This is a genomic window from Streptomyces sp. NPDC005485 (genome assembly GCF_040606085.1).
GTDB lineage: Bacteria > Actinomycetota > Actinomycetes > Streptomycetales > Streptomycetaceae > Streptomyces.
In genome coordinates this window covers 1-15,418 of record NZ_JBEXDZ010000204.1, presented here as the reverse complement: position 1 = coordinate 15,418, position 15,418 = coordinate 1, and the positions used below count along the sequence as shown (strand labels likewise).

The following is a 15,418-nucleotide window of genomic DNA, read 5'->3' as shown; positions in this document are numbered from 1 at the left end:
CTTCCCCCCCCCCCCCCTCTTCCTATCTGCCGTCGGGGGGCACTTCGTGGCGGTGGCGGGCGGCGCCCGCGGCGCCGCGGCCCGACTCGGTGACCGCCCAGGCGGCCTGGCCGTGCATGGCGGTGCGCAGCGCGTCGGGGATCGAGCGGTAGACGGCGGTGGCGATCAGCGGGTGCACGAACTCCAGGTCGCCGTCGGTCCCGAGGCTGCCTGCGGGCTCGGTGTCGGCGGTCAGGATGCGGGCCACGCCGAGCAGTTCGGCGCAGCGGAGCGCCTCGTCGCGCTGCATTCCGGCGAGTTGGGCGGCGAGGTCGAGGGAGATCTCGGTGCCGAGGATGGCGGCCGCCCAGGCGAACCGGGTGGCGTCGATACCGAGTCCTTCGAGGCGGGCGACGAGTCCGCGGCCGCGCGCCGAGCGGTTCAGGGCGCGCAGTTCGGCGGCGGACGACTCGACCGGTTCGAGTCCGCTGTCCTGGACCTTGGCGAGGAGTTCGACCGTCTCGTACGGGTTGCCGCCGGTGACCGCCCACACCTCGCGGCAGAACGGGGCGTCCGCGTGCGCCCCGACCGTGGCGTGGGTCAGTCCCGCCGCCGCGTCGGGGGTGAGCGCGCTGAGCGTGGTGACCGGGCGGGCCGCGGCGGCGACCGCTTCGAGGTGGCGGGCGCGCTCGCCGGTGACATCGCCGGGGCGGCGGGCGACCACGACAAGGACGGGCAGGTCGTCCAGGCGCTCGGCGAACGCGCCGAGCCAGTGCAGGGTTTCCTGGTCGGCCCAGTGCGCGTCGTCGATGACGAGGACGAGCGGCCACTCGCGCTTGGCGAGCCGCCGCACGGCCGCGACCAGGCCGTCGCACACGCCCTGCGGGTCGGCGGTGCGCTCGCCCGGGTCCGCTATGCCGAGTGCGGGGCCGGCGATCTCGTACCAGTCGCCCAGGTATTCGCGCGCCTCCTCGGGCATCAGCGAGAGAAGGGCGGGCTGGAGGAGCTGTCGTATGACGTTGAACGGCACGGAGGTGACGGTCTCGCCGCCGCGGGCCGACCACACGGTGCAGCCGCGGGCCTCGGCGATCCGGCGGGCCTCCGCGAGGAGCGCGGTCTTGCCGATGCCCGCCTCGCCGCTGAAGACGAGCAGACTGCCCGAGGTCGTGGCGTCCGCGCGCAGTGCCTCCACCGCCCGTTCGACGCGGGTGAGTTCCGCGTCGCGCTCCCACAGGGAGGCCGTGGCGGCCGGTACGGCCGGTCCGGGCCGTGCCTCCGTCATCCCGCTACCTCCCCAGGTCGCCCAAACGACGTACGGATATCGAGCGTAGCGGCACGGAAGCCGATGTGGAGGCGGGTCCGGGCACCTGTTGCCGAGACGAGTGACGGCAGGTGTCCGAAGGCGACGCGACGACGCGCCCACCGGCCTTTGTGAAAGTTATTGACCGTCAGCACCCGCCGAAATGAAGCTAACTTTCAGACATCGCCCGCTGCGGACCGATGGGAGGAATCGACATGGGCACCCCCGTGCACGGCCCGGACCTGCGCGCCGCCCGGCCCGGCCAGTCCCGCCGGGCCCTGCTGGCCGGCTCGGTGGGCAACTTCATCGAGTGGTACGAGTTCGGTGTCTACGGCTACTTCGCGACGGTGATCGCCGCGCGGTTCTTCACCCCGGAGGGCGGCAGCGAGGTCGAGGGCCTGGTGAAGACGTACGCGTCCTTCGCGCTGGCCTTCTTCTTCCGGCCGGTCGGCGCCGCGCTGTTCGGGCGGCTCGCCGACCGGATCGGGCGCCGGCCGGTGCTGATCCTGGTGATCGTCCTCATGACGGGCGCGACCACTTTGATCGGTGCGCTGCCCACGTACGCCACCGTGGGGGCCCTCGCGCCCTGGCTGCTCACCCTGCTCCGCGTGGTCCAAGGCCTGTCCGCGGGTGGGGAGTTCGGCGGCGCCGTCTCGGTGATGACGGAGTTCGCGCCGCCGGGCCGGCGTGGGCTGTACGGGTCGTGGCAGTCGTTCACGGTGGCCCTGGGGCTGCTGGGCGGCGCGGGGGTCGCGGCGCTGCTGGCCGGCGTGCTCAGTACGGGGCAGTTGGGCGACTGGGGCTGGCGGCTGCCGTTCCTGCTGACGTTGCCGCTGGGGCTGGGGGCGCTGTGGCTGCGGCTCCGGCTCGACGAGACGCCGGCGTTCGAGGCGGAGGTGGTCTGCGAGGCGGCCGGGAGCCCTCCCGCCCGCGAGGTCGCCCGGGCCGTCGCCCTGGGTGCCGGGCGGGTCATGGGCTGGGCGGCGGCCGGCTACACCTTCCTCGTCGTCCTGCCGTCGTATCTGCAGAGCACGCTGAACGCGAGCTTCCAGCAGGCGCTGCTCGCCACGGTGTTCGCCAACCTGGGTTTCGCGGTCACGATCATCCCGGCGGGGCTGCTCAGCGACCGGATCGGGCGGCGGGCGGTGATGCTGCCGGGGGCGCTGCTGGTGGTCGTCCTCGCGGTTCCGCTGCTCAACCTCCTTCAGGACACGGGCGTTTCGGCCGGTGCGAAGGGGGTCGCCGTGTTCGGCGCCGGAGCCGTCGTGGGACTTATGGCGGGCCCGGGCCCCGCGATGCTCGCCGAACTGTTCCCGACCAGCGTGCGCTGCACGGGCCTGGGACTCGCCTACGCCCTCTCCAATGCCGTGTTCTCGGGCTGCGCCGGCCTCATCATCACGGAAACCGTGAAGCGGACCGGAAACGTGGACATACCGGCGTACTACGCGGTGGCGACGTGCGCACTGAGCGCGCTGGCCCTGTCCGTGGCTCCGGCACGCCACGGAGCGGGCGGGAAGGGTGAGTTGACGGAATGCTCGTGACCGGCCCGAGGCGCGACAGGCTCGAACGCCACGGACACGACGGCCGCGCGCTCACCGCGCTGCACCTTCGGCTGACCAAAGCTGCCACGAAGAAGCCAATCCCCGCAGGAAAGGCAAGTTGACCCCATGCGCGTGATCGGCCTGATGTCCGGGACGTCGTACGACGCCATCGACGCGGCGGCGGCCGACCTCGCCCTCGACGGGGACACCCTGACGCTGCGGCCGCTCGGGCTGGTCAGTGAGGTGTACGACCAGGATCTGCGTGACGCGCTCGCGGCGGCTCTGCCCCCGGCGTCCACCACGCTCGCGGAGGTGTGCCGCCTGGACACCCTGATCGGGCGTGCGTTCGCCGGGGCCGCCGTGCGGGCCAACCGTGAACTGTGCGACGGGGAAGCCGAGTTGGTCGCCTCGCACGGGCAGACCGTCTATCACTGGGTGGAGGACGCCCGGGTGCACGGCACGCTGCAGATCGGGCAGCCCGCGTGGATCGCGGAGGCGACCGGGCTGCCCGTGGTCGCCGACTTCCGCCCGCGTGACATCGCCGCCGGCGGGCAGGGCGCTCCCCTGGTCAGCCTGGTCGACCTGCTGTGGCTGCGCGGCCGGCCGGGAACTCCGGTGGCGCTGAACCTCGGCGGCATCGCCAACCTGACCGCGCCGGACGGCACCGCCTTCGACACCGGGCCCGGCTGTGCGCTCGTCGACGCGGCGGCCCGGGGCTTCAGCGGCGGGCGTCTGGCGTACGACGTGGACGGCGCGCTGGCCGCCCGCGGCCGAGTGCACCGACCGCTGCTGGACCGGCTGCTCGACGAGCCGTACTACGCGCGCCCCGCACCCAAGACCACCGGCAAGGAGCTCTTCCACCTCGGCCACCTGCAAGAGGCGCTGGCCGGTGTCGGGACGCTGCCCGCCGAGGACGTGATCGCGACGCTCACCGCGCTCACCGCCCGGACGGTCGCCGACGCCGTGCGCGGGGCGGGCGCGACGGAGGTCATCGTCTCCGGCGGCGGCACCCGCAACCCCGCGCTCATGGGAATGCTCGGCGCAGAGCTGCCGGGCGTGGCCCTGCGCGGCTCCGACGAACTCGGCCTGCCCTCGGCCGCGAAGGAGGCGTACGCCTTCGCCGTCCTCGGTTTCCTCACGCTGCACGGACTCGCGGGCACCGAACCGACGAGTACCGGAGCCCGGCATCCGAGTGTGCTCGGCTCGCTCACCCCCGGGCGGGAGGGGCTGCGGCTGCCGCCGCCCGCGCCGAAACCGCCGGTGCGCCTGGTGTTGGAGTGACGATCCCCGGGTTCGGCCGGGTGGCGCCGGTGAGGCGTCCGGACGCGGCGAGGGGAGATCTCCTCCGTCTCCGCCCGGAGTCCTCTCATCCGCCTTTCACCCACACCTCATACGGTGGACACCATGACGCAGGTGACTCCCCCCGGCTGGTATCCCGACCCCGGGCAGACAAGTGACAGCCCCGCAAGCGAGCGCTGGTGGGACGGCAGGGCATGGACGGAACAGACCCGCCCCGTCGGGTCGGCCGCCTCGTGGGGTCCCCCGGCGCACGCGCCGGCCACCGGACCCTATCCGGACGTCGTCTCCTTCGGCGCTTCCGGTCCCGGTGCTCCGGGCGCACCGCGGCGCGGCCTGCGGACCGGCATAGCCGTCGCCGCGGCCATCGCGGTCCTCGCGGGCATCGGAGGCGGCGTGTACGCGCTGACCAAGGACGACGGCGGCAGTGGCAACACGGCCAACTCCCAGGGACCCGGCGGGCAGAACGGCCAGGGCGGTCCCGGTGGCAACCAGGGCGGTACGGGTGGTCCGGGCGACGGCCAGGGCGGCACGGGCGGCGCTCCCGGTGGCTCCGGCGGAACGGGCGGCAGCGGTGGATCCGGCGGGCAGAGCCCGGCGCCGGGCCAGTCGGGCGGGCCGCAGATCGAGGACGGCTACGCCACCGACGCCGTCAGCGGCATCAGCATCCCGGTTCCCGACGGCTGGGCGGGCGGCACCACCGCCGAGGGTGCCGGGGTGTCGACCACCGACACCTACCCGTGCCCCGGCGCCACCTCGGAGAAGTGCCAGCGCGGCGGGGCGTACTCGGCGACCGCCGAGACTCAGAAGCTCCAGGCCACGACGGCCGAGGCGGCGGCCAAGGAGGACATCTCCAAGAACGCCACCGAGTCCTACGGCAAGGGGTACGGCAAGATCACCTCGCACACGGAACTGGCCTCCAAGGCGGTCACCGTGGCCGGCGAGAAGGGCTATCTGGTCCGCTGGAAGGTCGTCACGAGCAAGGGCGACGACGGCTATGTCGAGTCGCTGGTCTTCCCCTCGCCCGTGGACACCAAGTCGCTGGTCGTCGTCCGCTTCGGCGTCGACGTCAGCTCCAAGGCGCCCGAGCAGTCGGTGATCGACGACATCACCAAGGGGATCAAGGAGGCATCCGGGGCCGGCGGCAACGGGGAGAACGTGTAGTCCGCGCCCCGCTCCCCCGCTTCCGCACCCCGCAAAGAGTTCGGCCGGGTGGGGCGCCTCTCCGCTCAAGAGAAGCCCCACCCGGCCGGGGGTGCGCGCCGCCCCCGTCCCCACGGTGCGGCGCGAGCAGGCCTCCGTCCGGGTCTCCCGAGGACGGCGGCCTGGGTCTCAGGTCAGGCCCAGTGCAGGAATCACGACCGCCTCCACGAACTGTGTGAGATATGCCGCATCCGCGGGCTTCCCCACCAGTACCGGACGCACCCGCAGGGCACCGAAGAGCATCCCGGGGACGTACTCCAGCGCCGGGTGATCGGCGGCGATCTCGCCCCGTTCGACCCCGCGGCGGATCATTTTCTGGATCGCGGCGACCTCGGGCTCGACAAGCGCCTCGCGCAGCGCCTGCTGCAGTTCCGCGTCCTGCAGCACGGCATGACCGAGGGCCTGGAAGAGGCTGGTCGTGTCGTTGCCGGACCATTCGCACGCGGCCCGGGCCACTTCGCGCAGGTCACCGGCGAACGAGCCGGTGTCGATTCCCTCGAACCGCACGCACCGGTTGGCGCGCAGCGCAGCGGCCACGAACTGCGGCTTCGTCTTCCACTGCCGGTAGAGCGTGGACTTGCTGCACCGGGCGCTGGCGGCCACGCCCTCCATGGTCAGCGCGTCGTAGCCGTACTCACGGATGTGTTCGATCACGGCGTCGTAGAACTCCTGCTCACGCTCGGGCGTGATCTTGGAGCGGCGCGAGGCGGCGACCGTCTCCGGTCCCTCCGCTGCCTGCGACGTCATGGCTCGTCTCCTCGTTCGTGTCGTGGTGCCGGCGACGGTGGTCGCTCAGTTATTCCCAGTGTACCGAATCGATACGTTGGTGTACCGATACGTCAGTGTACCGATACTCCTTCGTTTCGGTACACTGACGTATCGATGAGCCTTGGACAGGACCCACTCCCCTGTCGAGTGGACCCTTTCCTGGGCTCACCACGCATCACCCCACGCAAGAACACAGCAAGGGGGCCGGGGGATGGAATCCCGAACCGAGCCTGCAGAACCCGAGTCGGACGGGGCCATACGGCGGCCGTCGTCGCGGAACACCGCCACGCGGCCGCCGACCCGGAACACCGAGGCGACTTCGTCGTCGCCGCACGACAGCGCCGTACGACGGTGGGCGCGGCGCTCAGCCGTACGACCGTCGGCGCACGACACCGCCGATCGCCCGCCGCTGGTGCGTGAGCTGCTGCTCGTCGTGGGCCTCTTCGCCGTCTACGAGTTCGGCAGGCGGCTGGGCACCGGCCACACCGGCGAGGCATTCCGCAACGCCGACCGTGTGTGGGACCTGGAGCGGGCGCTGCACCTGCCGGGCGAGGGCGCTGTGCAGACCGCACTGCTGCACAGCGACACCCTCGTGCACATCGCGAACACCTACTACGCGACCGTGCACTTCCCGGCCACCGCGGCCTTCCTGGTCTGGCTCTACCTGCGGCGCCCGACGCACTACGTGTGGGCCCGCCGGGTCCTCGCCCTGCTGACCGCCGCCGCCCTGGTCCTGCACCTCACCTTCCCGCTGGCCCCGCCGCGGCTGCTGGCCGCGGCCGGCCTGGTGGACACCGGGCAGGTCTACGGGCCGACGGTGTACGGCGGGGCGCCCGCGACCGACTCGATGGCGAACCAGTTCGCGGCGATGCCCTCGCTGCACTTCGGTTGGGCGCTGATGGTGGCGATCGGCCTGATCGCCGCGACCCGGTCGCGGTGGCGCTGGCTGTGGCTGCTGCACCCGCTTCTCACCCTCACGGTGATCGTCGGCACGGCGAACCACTACTGGCTCGACGCGATCGTGGCGACCGCACTGCTCGGCATCGCGCTCGCCGTGATCCACCTGCCGCACCGCACGGCCACCACCGCGGGGCGCGCGCAGGAAGTCGCCGGCGCCGACGACTCCGTACGGGAACTGCCTGAGCTCGTGGGAGCCGGACGATGAACACGACGCTCACCGCTGTCGTCCTCTCCCTGTTCTCGGCCGTCGCGTACGCCGCCGCGGCCGTCGCGCAGGAGCGGCTCGCCTCCCGCAACACCGGCGCGGGCACGCTGCGGCTGCTCGCCACCGGGTCCTGGTGGTGGTCGGTGGTGCTCAACGCGTCCGCCGCGCTGCTGCACGTCGCCGCGCTGAAGTACGGGACGCTCACCCTGGTCCAGCCGCTCGGCGCGCTCACCCTCGTGGCCGCGGTGCCGCTCGGTGCGCGAGTGGCCGGGCGGCGGGTCAGCCCGGTCGAGTGGCGCGGTACGGCGCTCACGCTGATCGGCCTGTCCGCGCTGCTCGTCACGGCGTCCGGGCCCGCGCCCGACACCGTGCTGAGCGTGCCGGAGGCGCTGACCGTCGCCGCCATGACGGCCGCGGTCATCGGTCTCCTGTCACGGCCGGGCACCCGCCCGGGACTGCGGCACGCGACGGCCTCCGGGTTCGCGTCCGGGGTCGCCTCGGCGCTCACGCAGACCGTGACGGTGGCGGTGACGGACCGCACGGGCCCGCTGCTCAGCGTCCAGGTGATCGTGGTGGCACTGCTCGTCGCGGCGTTCGCGGCAGGCGGGCTGCTGCTCTCGCAGACCGCCTACAAGGGCGGCCTCGGCGCGCCGCTCGCCGTGGTGACGCTGGCCAATCCCATGGCCGCGGTGGTGATCGGTCTCTCGCTGCTGGGCGAGCGGCTCCAGGGCGGCGCGGCGGGCCTGCTGCTGGCCGCCGGCGGCGCCGGCGTGGCGGCATGGGGCGTGGTGACGCTGTCGCGGTCGGCGCCCGAACCGGCCCTGGCCGAGCGGGTTCCCGCCGGGCGGATCGTGGCCGGATCGGGCATGACCGAACCGCTGGTGACCGAGCCCGTCGACGACGAACACCCGGTGGCCGCGGTCCTCGCGCTGCAGCCCCGAACAGCGCCCTACGAGCCGTCGATGCTGCCCCAGCAGTCGACACCCTCGACCCCGGGACACCTCACCCCGCTGTGAGATCCCCCGCGCACGACAACGGCGGGCGGCCCGTGCTCCGTGCACGCGCCGCCCGCCGCTGTTGTGTCCGTCGTGCGTGCGGGGGTCAGCCCAGCCCGCGGGAGTCCTGCTTGAGAGCCGTGTCGACGGTCAGTGCCGTCGCCACGACGAGGCTCAACAGGGGCTCGGGGAGCTGGTAGTGGATCTGCAGGACGTAGTTGTCCGCGGTGGTGAACATCGTCTTCGCCAGACCTTCCCAGGTCTTGGTGATCCGGGCGACCTCGTTGTCCGCGTGGTCGACGATCGCGAAGTTCCAGGCCCGCCAGTTCTCCGCCTTGATCGCCCCGACCTTCTGGCCGTCGACGTTCATCGCGAAGTTGATCTTCCCGATCATGTTCTCCTGGACGATCTCGCCCACGGGCGAACCGTCCGGACGCGACACGACCACCCGCGACTTGAGTATCTTCGCGGGCCGCGTCAGCAGCAGCTGCGGCTGACCGTAGGCGTCACGGATCTCCAGCCGGTGCGTCATGAACTGGTCGAGGCTGGAGACCAGGCGCATCGCCTTCTTCAGCGTGCTCTGCCCGACCTCGGTGACCGAGCCGATCTGGTTGCCGTTCTGATCCATGACCTTGTACTCGTTGGTCACCTCGATCAGCTTGGCCTTCTGGTTCACCACCAGGACCGGCTCGGTGAACAGGCTGCCGCCACCGGCGGCGCCGGCCGCGACCCCCGCCTGCTGCTGCACCTGCTGCTGCACCTGCTGCTGCACCCGCGGGTCGGGGCCGGGAGCCTGCTGGCCGTAGGCCTCCTGCTTGCCGTACGCCTGCTGCGGGCCGGGCTGCGCCTGCTGCGGTACCTGCTGCGCCTGCTGCGGCACCTGCTGCGCCGCCTGGGCCTGCTGGTCCGGGCTGGTGTGCTCGGTCCACTGGGAACCGTCCCAGTAGCGCAGTGTCTGGGGCGCTCCCTGCGGATCCGGGAACCAACCGGCAGGAGTGTTCGAATGCGTGGTCACCGGGGCACACTACCGCGAGCCCGTAGGAATACAACCAGGTGTTCGGTATCCGTCCGCACACCCGCCCACGCTCTCGTCCGCGCACCCGTCCACATGGCCATCAGCCGGTGACGATCGCCGGGTCGCTGACGCCGGGCCGGCCGTTCTCGACATGTCCGGCCAACCGCCGCAGGAACGTCGCGTCGGCATCGGACACGACGGTCAGGTCGTACCAACGCCCGCTCGCCAGAAGGTCCACCGTGTGCTTCACGCTCGCGCCCGCGCGCACCTTGAACGTCTGCGGCTTCCCGCCGTAGCCGCTGGTGACCTTCAGGTTCACCGTGCCGGAGCCCTTGTTGGTGAAGGTCAGCTCCAGGTCGTCCCCGGCGTGCCGCGCGCTCACCTCGGCACCGGCCGCCTTGCCGGGGCCCCGGAAGGTGCGCAGGAAGCCGTTCGGACCGTGCACGGTCAGGTCGTACGAGCCGTTGGAGTACGCCGAGTTCCAGGTGTCGGAGACGGTCTTGCCCGCTTCCGTGGTGTAGGTCCACGGGCCGTCGGTGCGGTTGCCGGAGGTGACGAGGAACGCGGCGCCCGCCTTGGCCCCCGAGGCGAAGGTGAGCGTGTACTTCCCGGCGGCCGGGTCCGCGGAACCGTCCACCAGAGGCGCGTACTTGAGCGGGCGGGCCGGGCGCGAGCCGCGCTCCTGCTTGGGCAGGGCCGGGTGCGCGGGCGGGGCCGGCACGTAGTCGGGGTGGCGGTTGTGGTCCGGCGGCTCGTAACCCGCGGTGTCGGGCAGCGCGACCGGCCTGGTGTCCTTGCAGGCGAAGTCGAAGGCGGAGCTGAGGTCGCCGCTGATCGCGCGGCGCCAGGGCGAGATGTTGGGCTCGTGCACGCCGAAGCGGCGCTCCATGAAGCGGATGATCGAGGTGTGGTCGAGCGTCTCGGAGCAGACGTAACCGCCCTTGCTCCAGGGCGAGACGACGAGCATCGGCACCCGCTGGCCGAGACCGTAGGGCCCGGCGGCATGACCGGCGTCGCCCTTGAAGAGGTCCGGGCCTACGTCGACCGTGGACTTGCCCTGCGCGGCGGACTGCGGCGGGTACGGCGGCACGAGGTGGTCGAAGAACCCGTCGTTCTCGTCGTACGTGATGAACAGCGCCGTCTTCCCCCACACTTCGGGGTTGGAGGTGAGGGCGTCCAGGACCTGGGCGATGTACCAGGCGCCGTAGTTCGCGGGCCAGTTGGGGTGCTCGGTGAACGCCTCGGGTGCGACGACCCAGGAGATCTTCGGCAGCGTTCCGCCCTTGACGTCGGCCTTCAGCTGGTCGAAGAAGCCCTCGCCCTTGCGCGCGTCGGTGCCCGTGCGGGCCTTGTCGTAGAGGGGGTCGCCGGGCTTGGCGTTGCGGTACTTGTTGAAGTAGAGCAGGGAGTTGTCGCCGTAGTTGCCGCGGTAGGCGTCGCTGATCCAGCCCCAGGAGCCGTTCGCGTCGAGGCCGTCGCCGACGTCCTGGTAGATCTTCCACGAGACCCCGGCCTCTTCGAGGCGCTCGGGATACGTCGTCCAGTCGTAGCCGACCTCGTCGTTGCCGAGGACGGGGCCGCCGCCGGAGCCGTCGTTGCCCGTGTACCCCGTCCACATGTAGTAGCGGTTGGGGTCGGTGGAGCCGATGAACGAGCAGTGGTAGGCGTCGCAGATGGTGAAGCTGTCGGCGAGCGCGTAGTGGAACGGGATGTCGCCGCGGTTCAGGTACGCCATCGTGGTCGCCGACTTGGCGGGCACCCACTTGTCGTACTTGCCCTGGTTGAAGGCAGTGTGTCCGTCACTCCAGCCGTGCGGGAGGTCCTGGATGAAGGCGAGGCCCAGGTCGTCGGCCTCGGGGTGGAAGGGCAGCACGTCCTTGGTGCCGTCCGACTGGTACCAGACCGGCTTGCCGCCGGGCTTGGTGGTGGCCGGACGCGGGTCACCGAAGCCTCGGACGCCTCTCAGCGAGCCGAAGTAGTGGTCGAAGGACCGGTTCTCCTGCATCAGGACGACGATGTGCTCGACGTCCTCGATGGTGCCGCTGCGGTGCGCGGCGGGCAGGGAGGCGGCTCTGGCGATGCTGTCCGACAGCGCGGTGAACGCCGCGGTGCCGCCCGCGAGTTGAAGGAAACGGCGCCGATTCACTTGAGGCATGAGTGGGTGACCTCTTGTCCTGACGGAGTACGGATGGCCGGCTGATCCCGGATGCTGATGGAACATGCGCGGTTGGAGTGTTCCAAGAGCACCAAACGTCAGGGAAGGGTCTTGTGGCGTCGATGTGAAAGTCGGCGGTACGCAAGGCGAATGGTTGCCTCCGCGGATTCCGCGAGCCCTCCCTTACAGACCAGCTCACGCACCCTGTGCAGCGGACGTGGATCAACCCGTGGCAGCGAGTTCGACGATGTGCCGGGCCGTGCCGACAGGATCGACGATCTGATGGAGGTGCTCGCCGGGCAGGTGCGCCACACGCCGGCCGCGTTCGCGCGCCTCGACGGCAAGGTCGTCGTACGGAGGACCGAACAGCAAGTAGGAGCAGGGGTGATCGTCCCAGCCGTCGGGCACCGGGATGCGCTGCTCGTAGTAGTCCGGCGGCAGGGTCGGCTGCTCCTCGACGACTTCCTGGCGCACCAGCGGATCGGAGAACATCGGGGCGACGTCCGCCTCGTCCCACCAGTCGGTCCAGCGCGGCAACCGTCCGTTCACCGCCGTCGGGCGCAGGAACTCCAGCAACTCGGGCGCGGCGACCGGGGTCGACCCGACCCGCCCCGGCAGCGCGGCATCAACAAAAACCGAACCCGTCACCGGATGATCGAGACCCGCGCGAATCACCGGAAGAAACAAGCCCGCGTTGCTGTGCGCCACCAACGTGACGGCACTCCCGGCCGGAACCTCCCGCAGGTCATCACGCACGGCGCCGACGACACGGGGCCAGAAGGGCGGGCCACTGACACCTATGTGCAGCAGGGACGGCACCCGTAACCGGTACCCCGCCGCGGTCAGGCATTCGGCCACCGGGCGCCAGGTCGCGGGACCCGCGGACGGACTGTGCACGAGAACGAGGATCGGCTGCATGTGAGGATCCTGTCGCCCGTGGCGTGGGGGGCGCGACGGTCTTGGCCTACAGCAGAACGGGCGGTAGCAGGGCGGCGGTTCAACGCTGCCACCTCCTGCTCGCCCACCCCGTCACCGCCGAGCCGGGCGAGGGAAGCCCCCGCCCTCTCACGTATCACCCGCGGCCCCTTGGGGACACACACGCCGCTGACGTCCTGAGTTCGTCGCGGACCGGGATCACGTCACGTCCGTGAACCGCGGAGCCTCCTCCTCGCCCTGTCGCCACCCCGTCACCAGTGCCCGCAGCGCCCGCTCGTAGCAGTCGGCGACCCCCAGCCCCGGCGGCTCGTTGCCCGAGAGCACCAGGGACACCAGGCCGTGGGCGGTTCCCCAGACCGACAGGGCGATGACTTCGGGGGTGGAGTCGGACGTGAACTGGCCGGCTCGCTGTCCGCGACGCACGGCGTCGACAAGGGGCCGGTAGGTCTCGGTGACCTCGCGCGGCCGGTCCGCGTCGGACGGGCAGTGGACGCTGCGGTCGGCGAAGAGGATCGCGTAGAGGTGCGGGTTGGCGACGGCGTATTCGCGGTAGGCGAGCCCGAGGTGGATCACGTCAGCGGCCGGGTCGCCGGTCGGGCGGATGGCGGCCAGGCGTGCGACGAAGAGCCGTACCGCCTCCTGGTAAAGGCTGTCGAGCAGGCCGGCCTTGTTGCCGAAGAGCGAGTAGACCGCCGTGGTCGAGGTCTTCGCGTCCGTCGCGAGCTGCCGCAGGCTCAGCGCAGCCGTGCCCCGGTCGAAGACCGTGGCGGCCGCGCGGTGCAGGAGCCGTTGCCGGAGCGCTTCGTCATGTGTCTTGAGCCTCGCCATGACGCCAGCATATTGCAACGCCGTTACGGATACTTCGCGGGGTCACCTCACGGTGTTGCCGACCGACGCCCCTCACCTAGGCCATGCCCACCCCACAGGGGAATCTCCCTCATCACAGCAGGTCGCGGAGGCGGCCCGGGAACCCTCCGGCCACATGGCGGCCGAACGGGTTGGGGCGAGCAATCAAAACACTGTTACGGTTACTCGCGTGGACATCGAACGAACACCTGACGAGCGCTTCGACGGCCTCTCCGGTTGGCCGTACGAGCCTCGGTACGCCACGGTCGGCGACGGCCTGCGCATGCACTACGTCGACGAGGGGCCGCCCGACGGCCCGGTCGTGGTCCTTGCTCACGGCGAGCCGACCTGGGGCTACCTGTACAGGAAGATGATTCCCGGCCTGGTGGCGTCCGGCCGACGTGTCCTGGTGCCCGACCTGATCGGATTCGGCCGCTCCGACAAGCCGGCCGACCGGGCGGCGTACACCTACGAGTCCCACGTCGCCTGGACCGGCGCCTGGCTGGACCGGCTCGGCCTCACGGACATCACGCTGTTCGGGCAGGACTGGGGCGGGTTCGTTTTTCTCGTCCACGTCGGGCTCACGCCGGATCGGTTCGCGGGCGTGGTCGCCGCCAACACGGGACTGGCCGCCCCGGAGGTCGTGGCCGCCTTCACTGCGGAGGAGTTCGCGCCCGCGGCGAGCGCGTTCCTACGCTGGCTGGAGCAGTCCGAGTCGCCCGGCCTGACCTCCTCATGGGCCGTCGGCAGCCCCGACAGCGCGCTCAACCAGACCGCCCACGTCCTCACCGACGAGGAAGCGGCCGCCTACGACGCCCCCTTCCCGTCCGAGCGGCACTTCGTCGGAGCACGGCAGTTCCCCCAGCTCGTCCCGCTCGACGCCACAGAACCGCCCGCCTCGATGCTGAACCGCGCCTGGGCCGGGCTCGCCGACTTCGAGAAGCCCTTCCTCACCGCGTTCGCCCAACACGAGGACATCACGCGCGCATTCGAGCAGGCCTTCCAGGCCCGCGTCCCCGGTGCGCAGGGACGAAACCACCTGACGATCCCCGGCGCCGGTCACTTCCTGCAGGAGCAGCAGCCGGACCTGCTGGTCGACGCCATCCTCAGCCTCCGCTGACAGCTGCACTTTCCGCACAACGACCCACCCCAACCAGACAGAGGACATATCTATGTCGGAGCGCAATCCCATTCTGATCACCGGTGCGGGCGGAGCGATCGGCGGCGTGAGCCGCATGATGGTCGACATGCTGCTCGAACAAGGGCACCCGGTGCGCGCGTTCGTACGGCAGGACGACGAACGCGCCCACGCGCTCCGCGAGGCCGGGGCGGAGGTCTTCGTCGGTGACCTGCTCACCATCGCCGACGTGACCGCCGCGCTGAAGGGCGTCCGGCGCATCTACTTCAGCATGAGCCTGTCGCCGTACTACACGGACGCCGTCAGCCTGATGGCCGCGGCGGCACGGGCCCAGGGCGACATCGAGGTGTTCGTCAACATCTCCGAGTACGAGCAGTCCTTCATGACGTTCGACAGGATGACCGCGCCGGAAGAGGAACGGCGCGCGCGGCTCGGCGGACTCGTCGCCAACTGGTCGCCGCAGCAACGGGCCCACTGGGTCGCCGAGCAGGTGCTGGAGTGGTCCGGCCTCCCGACCGTCAACGTGCAGGCGGCCTTCTTCGTCGAGAACCCCATCATGACCTGGCTGGCCCTGGGCTCACTGGCCGACGGTGAACTGCGCCTGCCCTTCGGCGACCACCGGCTCGCACCCATCGCCGGTTACGACGTCGCGGAACTGTGCGCGAAGATCCTGGCCGACCCTGCGCCGCACATCTCGAAGTCCTACGCGCTCACCGGCCCGGAGCTCAAGGACATGCACGGGATCGCGGAGGACTTCGCGGCCGTACTGGGAAGCCCTGTCACATATGTTCCCGAAGACATCGAAACCTGGAACAAGACCTACGTGGACACCAACATGTCCGCGTACCCACACATCGCGGAGCACCTGAAGACCCTGACACGGATCATCGGCCGCGGAGGATACGGCGGCATCACCGACGAGCTGGAGACCCTGCTCGGGCGCGCGCCGAAGACCGTGCGGTGGGCGCTGGCGAACCACCCGCGCATCCAGGAGCTGGCAGCCGCTCTGAGCAACTGAGCGATCGGAACGGTGACGCCGCTGGGGAGGCCTCGACGCGAGGGCTCCCCAGCGGCGTGAGCC

Annotated in this window: 12 protein-coding genes and 1 pseudogene; 7 read left to right on the top strand and 6 right to left on the bottom strand. The window is 71.1% G+C overall.

From position 1 onward, the window contains the following. Positions 1 to 31: 31 nt before the first annotated feature. Positions 32 to 1,261: pseudogene (locus ABZS97_RS39635) on the bottom strand (AAA family ATPase); the annotation flags it as partial. Positions 1,262 to 1,494: 233 nt separating this feature from the next. Between ABZS97_RS39635 and ABZS97_RS39630 the strand changes: the two are divergent. The 3 genes from ABZS97_RS39630 to ABZS97_RS39620 all read left to right on the top strand — a co-directional run bounded on the left by ABZS97_RS39630 (position 1,495) and on the right by ABZS97_RS39620 (position 5,280). Then, a complete protein-coding gene (locus tag ABZS97_RS39630; RefSeq protein ID WP_356146904.1) occupies positions 1,495 to 2,820 on the top strand; it encodes an MFS transporter in 1,326 nt (441 codons plus the stop codon). Between the two features lie 126 nt (positions 2,821 to 2,946). Beyond that, entirely contained in the window at positions 2,947 to 4,101 is a 1,155-nt protein-coding gene (locus tag ABZS97_RS39625) for an anhydro-N-acetylmuramic acid kinase (RefSeq protein WP_356146902.1), read from the top strand. Positions 4,102 to 4,224: 123 nt separating this feature from the next. Continuing rightward, a complete protein-coding gene (locus ABZS97_RS39620) occupies positions 4,225 to 5,280 on the top strand; it encodes a DUF2510 domain-containing protein (protein WP_356146899.1) in 1,056 nt (351 codons plus the stop codon). 168 nt (positions 5,281 to 5,448) lie between these two features. Here the strand turns inward: ABZS97_RS39620 and ABZS97_RS39615 are convergent, their stop codons facing one another. After that, positions 5,449 to 6,066 (bottom strand): TetR/AcrR family transcriptional regulator, encoded by a 618-nt coding sequence (locus tag ABZS97_RS39615; RefSeq protein WP_356146897.1) that lies wholly within the window; start codon positions 6,064 to 6,066, stop codon positions 5,449 to 5,451. A 232-nt stretch (positions 6,067 to 6,298) separates the two neighbouring features. Between ABZS97_RS39615 and ABZS97_RS39610 the strand changes: the two genes are divergently transcribed. Further along, positions 6,299 to 7,252, top strand: coding sequence for a phosphatase PAP2 family protein (locus ABZS97_RS39610; RefSeq protein ID WP_356146894.1), 954 nt, complete (start codon positions 6,299 to 6,301; stop codon positions 7,250 to 7,252). Beyond that, a complete protein-coding gene (locus tag ABZS97_RS39605) occupies positions 7,249 to 8,268 on the top strand; it encodes a hypothetical protein (RefSeq protein WP_356146891.1) in 1,020 nt (339 codons plus the stop codon). Before ABZS97_RS39610 ends, ABZS97_RS39605 begins: the two co-directional genes overlap by 4 nt. A gap of 85 nt (positions 8,269 to 8,353) precedes the next feature. On the opposite strand, the gene ABZS97_RS39600 is transcribed toward ABZS97_RS39605, so the two are convergent. The 4 genes from ABZS97_RS39600 to ABZS97_RS39585 form a co-directional block, all read right to left on the bottom strand. Next, entirely contained in the window at positions 8,354 to 9,262 is a 909-nt protein-coding gene (locus ABZS97_RS39600) for a phospholipid scramblase-related protein (RefSeq protein WP_356146888.1), read from the bottom strand. Between the two features lie 100 nt (positions 9,263 to 9,362). Continuing rightward, positions 9,363 to 11,417 carry a phosphocholine-specific phospholipase C gene (locus ABZS97_RS39595; protein ID WP_356146885.1) on the bottom strand — a complete coding sequence of 685 codons (2,055 nt, stop codon included), beginning with the start codon at positions 11,415 to 11,417 and terminating at the stop codon, positions 9,363 to 9,365. A gap of 222 nt (positions 11,418 to 11,639) precedes the next feature. After that, a complete protein-coding gene (locus ABZS97_RS39590) occupies positions 11,640 to 12,125 on the bottom strand; it encodes an alpha/beta hydrolase (RefSeq protein WP_356146882.1) in 486 nt (161 codons plus the stop codon). Between the two features lie 426 nt (positions 12,126 to 12,551). Next, complete coding sequence (locus ABZS97_RS39585) at positions 12,552 to 13,181, bottom strand: WHG domain-containing protein (RefSeq protein ID WP_356146877.1); 630 nt, start codon at positions 13,179 to 13,181, stop codon at positions 12,552 to 12,554. 208 nt (positions 13,182 to 13,389) lie between these two features. Here ABZS97_RS39585 and ABZS97_RS39580 point away from each other — a divergent pair, with 208 nt between their 5' ends. Beyond that, complete coding sequence (locus ABZS97_RS39580) at positions 13,390 to 14,319, top strand: haloalkane dehalogenase (RefSeq protein ID WP_356146874.1); 930 nt, start codon at positions 13,390 to 13,392, stop codon at positions 14,317 to 14,319. A gap of 52 nt (positions 14,320 to 14,371) precedes the next feature. Continuing rightward, the gene (locus ABZS97_RS39575; protein ID WP_356146871.1) at positions 14,372 to 15,355 is read left to right on the top strand and encodes an NAD(P)H-binding protein; all 984 of its coding nucleotides are present in this window, start codon (positions 14,372 to 14,374) and stop codon (positions 15,353 to 15,355) included. Positions 15,356 to 15,418 lie beyond the last annotated feature (63 nt).

What these genes read in the sequence shown, in the direction of transcription:
- ABZS97_RS39615 (WP_356146897.1), bottom strand. Translation starts at nt 6,066, where the DNA reads ATGACGTCGCAGGCAGCGGAGGGACCGGAGACGGTCGCCGCCTCGCGC.
- ABZS97_RS39630 (WP_356146904.1), top strand. Translation starts at nt 1,495, where the DNA reads ATGGGCACCCCCGTGCACGGCCCGGACCTGCGCGCCGCCCGGCCCGGC.
- ABZS97_RS39605 (WP_356146891.1), top strand. Translation starts at nt 7,249, where the DNA reads ATGAACACGACGCTCACCGCTGTCGTCCTCTCCCTGTTCTCGGCCGTC.
- ABZS97_RS39575 (WP_356146871.1), top strand. Translation starts at nt 14,372, where the DNA reads ATGTCGGAGCGCAATCCCATTCTGATCACCGGTGCGGGCGGAGCGATC.
- ABZS97_RS39625 (WP_356146902.1), top strand. Translation starts at nt 2,947, where the DNA reads ATGCGCGTGATCGGCCTGATGTCCGGGACGTCGTACGACGCCATCGAC.
- ABZS97_RS39610 (WP_356146894.1), top strand. Translation starts at nt 6,299, where the DNA reads ATGGAATCCCGAACCGAGCCTGCAGAACCCGAGTCGGACGGGGCCATA.
- ABZS97_RS39620 (WP_356146899.1), top strand. Translation starts at nt 4,225, where the DNA reads ATGACGCAGGTGACTCCCCCCGGCTGGTATCCCGACCCCGGGCAGACA.
- ABZS97_RS39595 (WP_356146885.1), bottom strand. Translation starts at nt 11,417, where the DNA reads ATGCCTCAAGTGAATCGGCGCCGTTTCCTTCAACTCGCGGGCGGCACC.
- ABZS97_RS39585 (WP_356146877.1), bottom strand. Translation starts at nt 13,181, where the DNA reads ATGGCGAGGCTCAAGACACATGACGAAGCGCTCCGGCAACGGCTCCTG.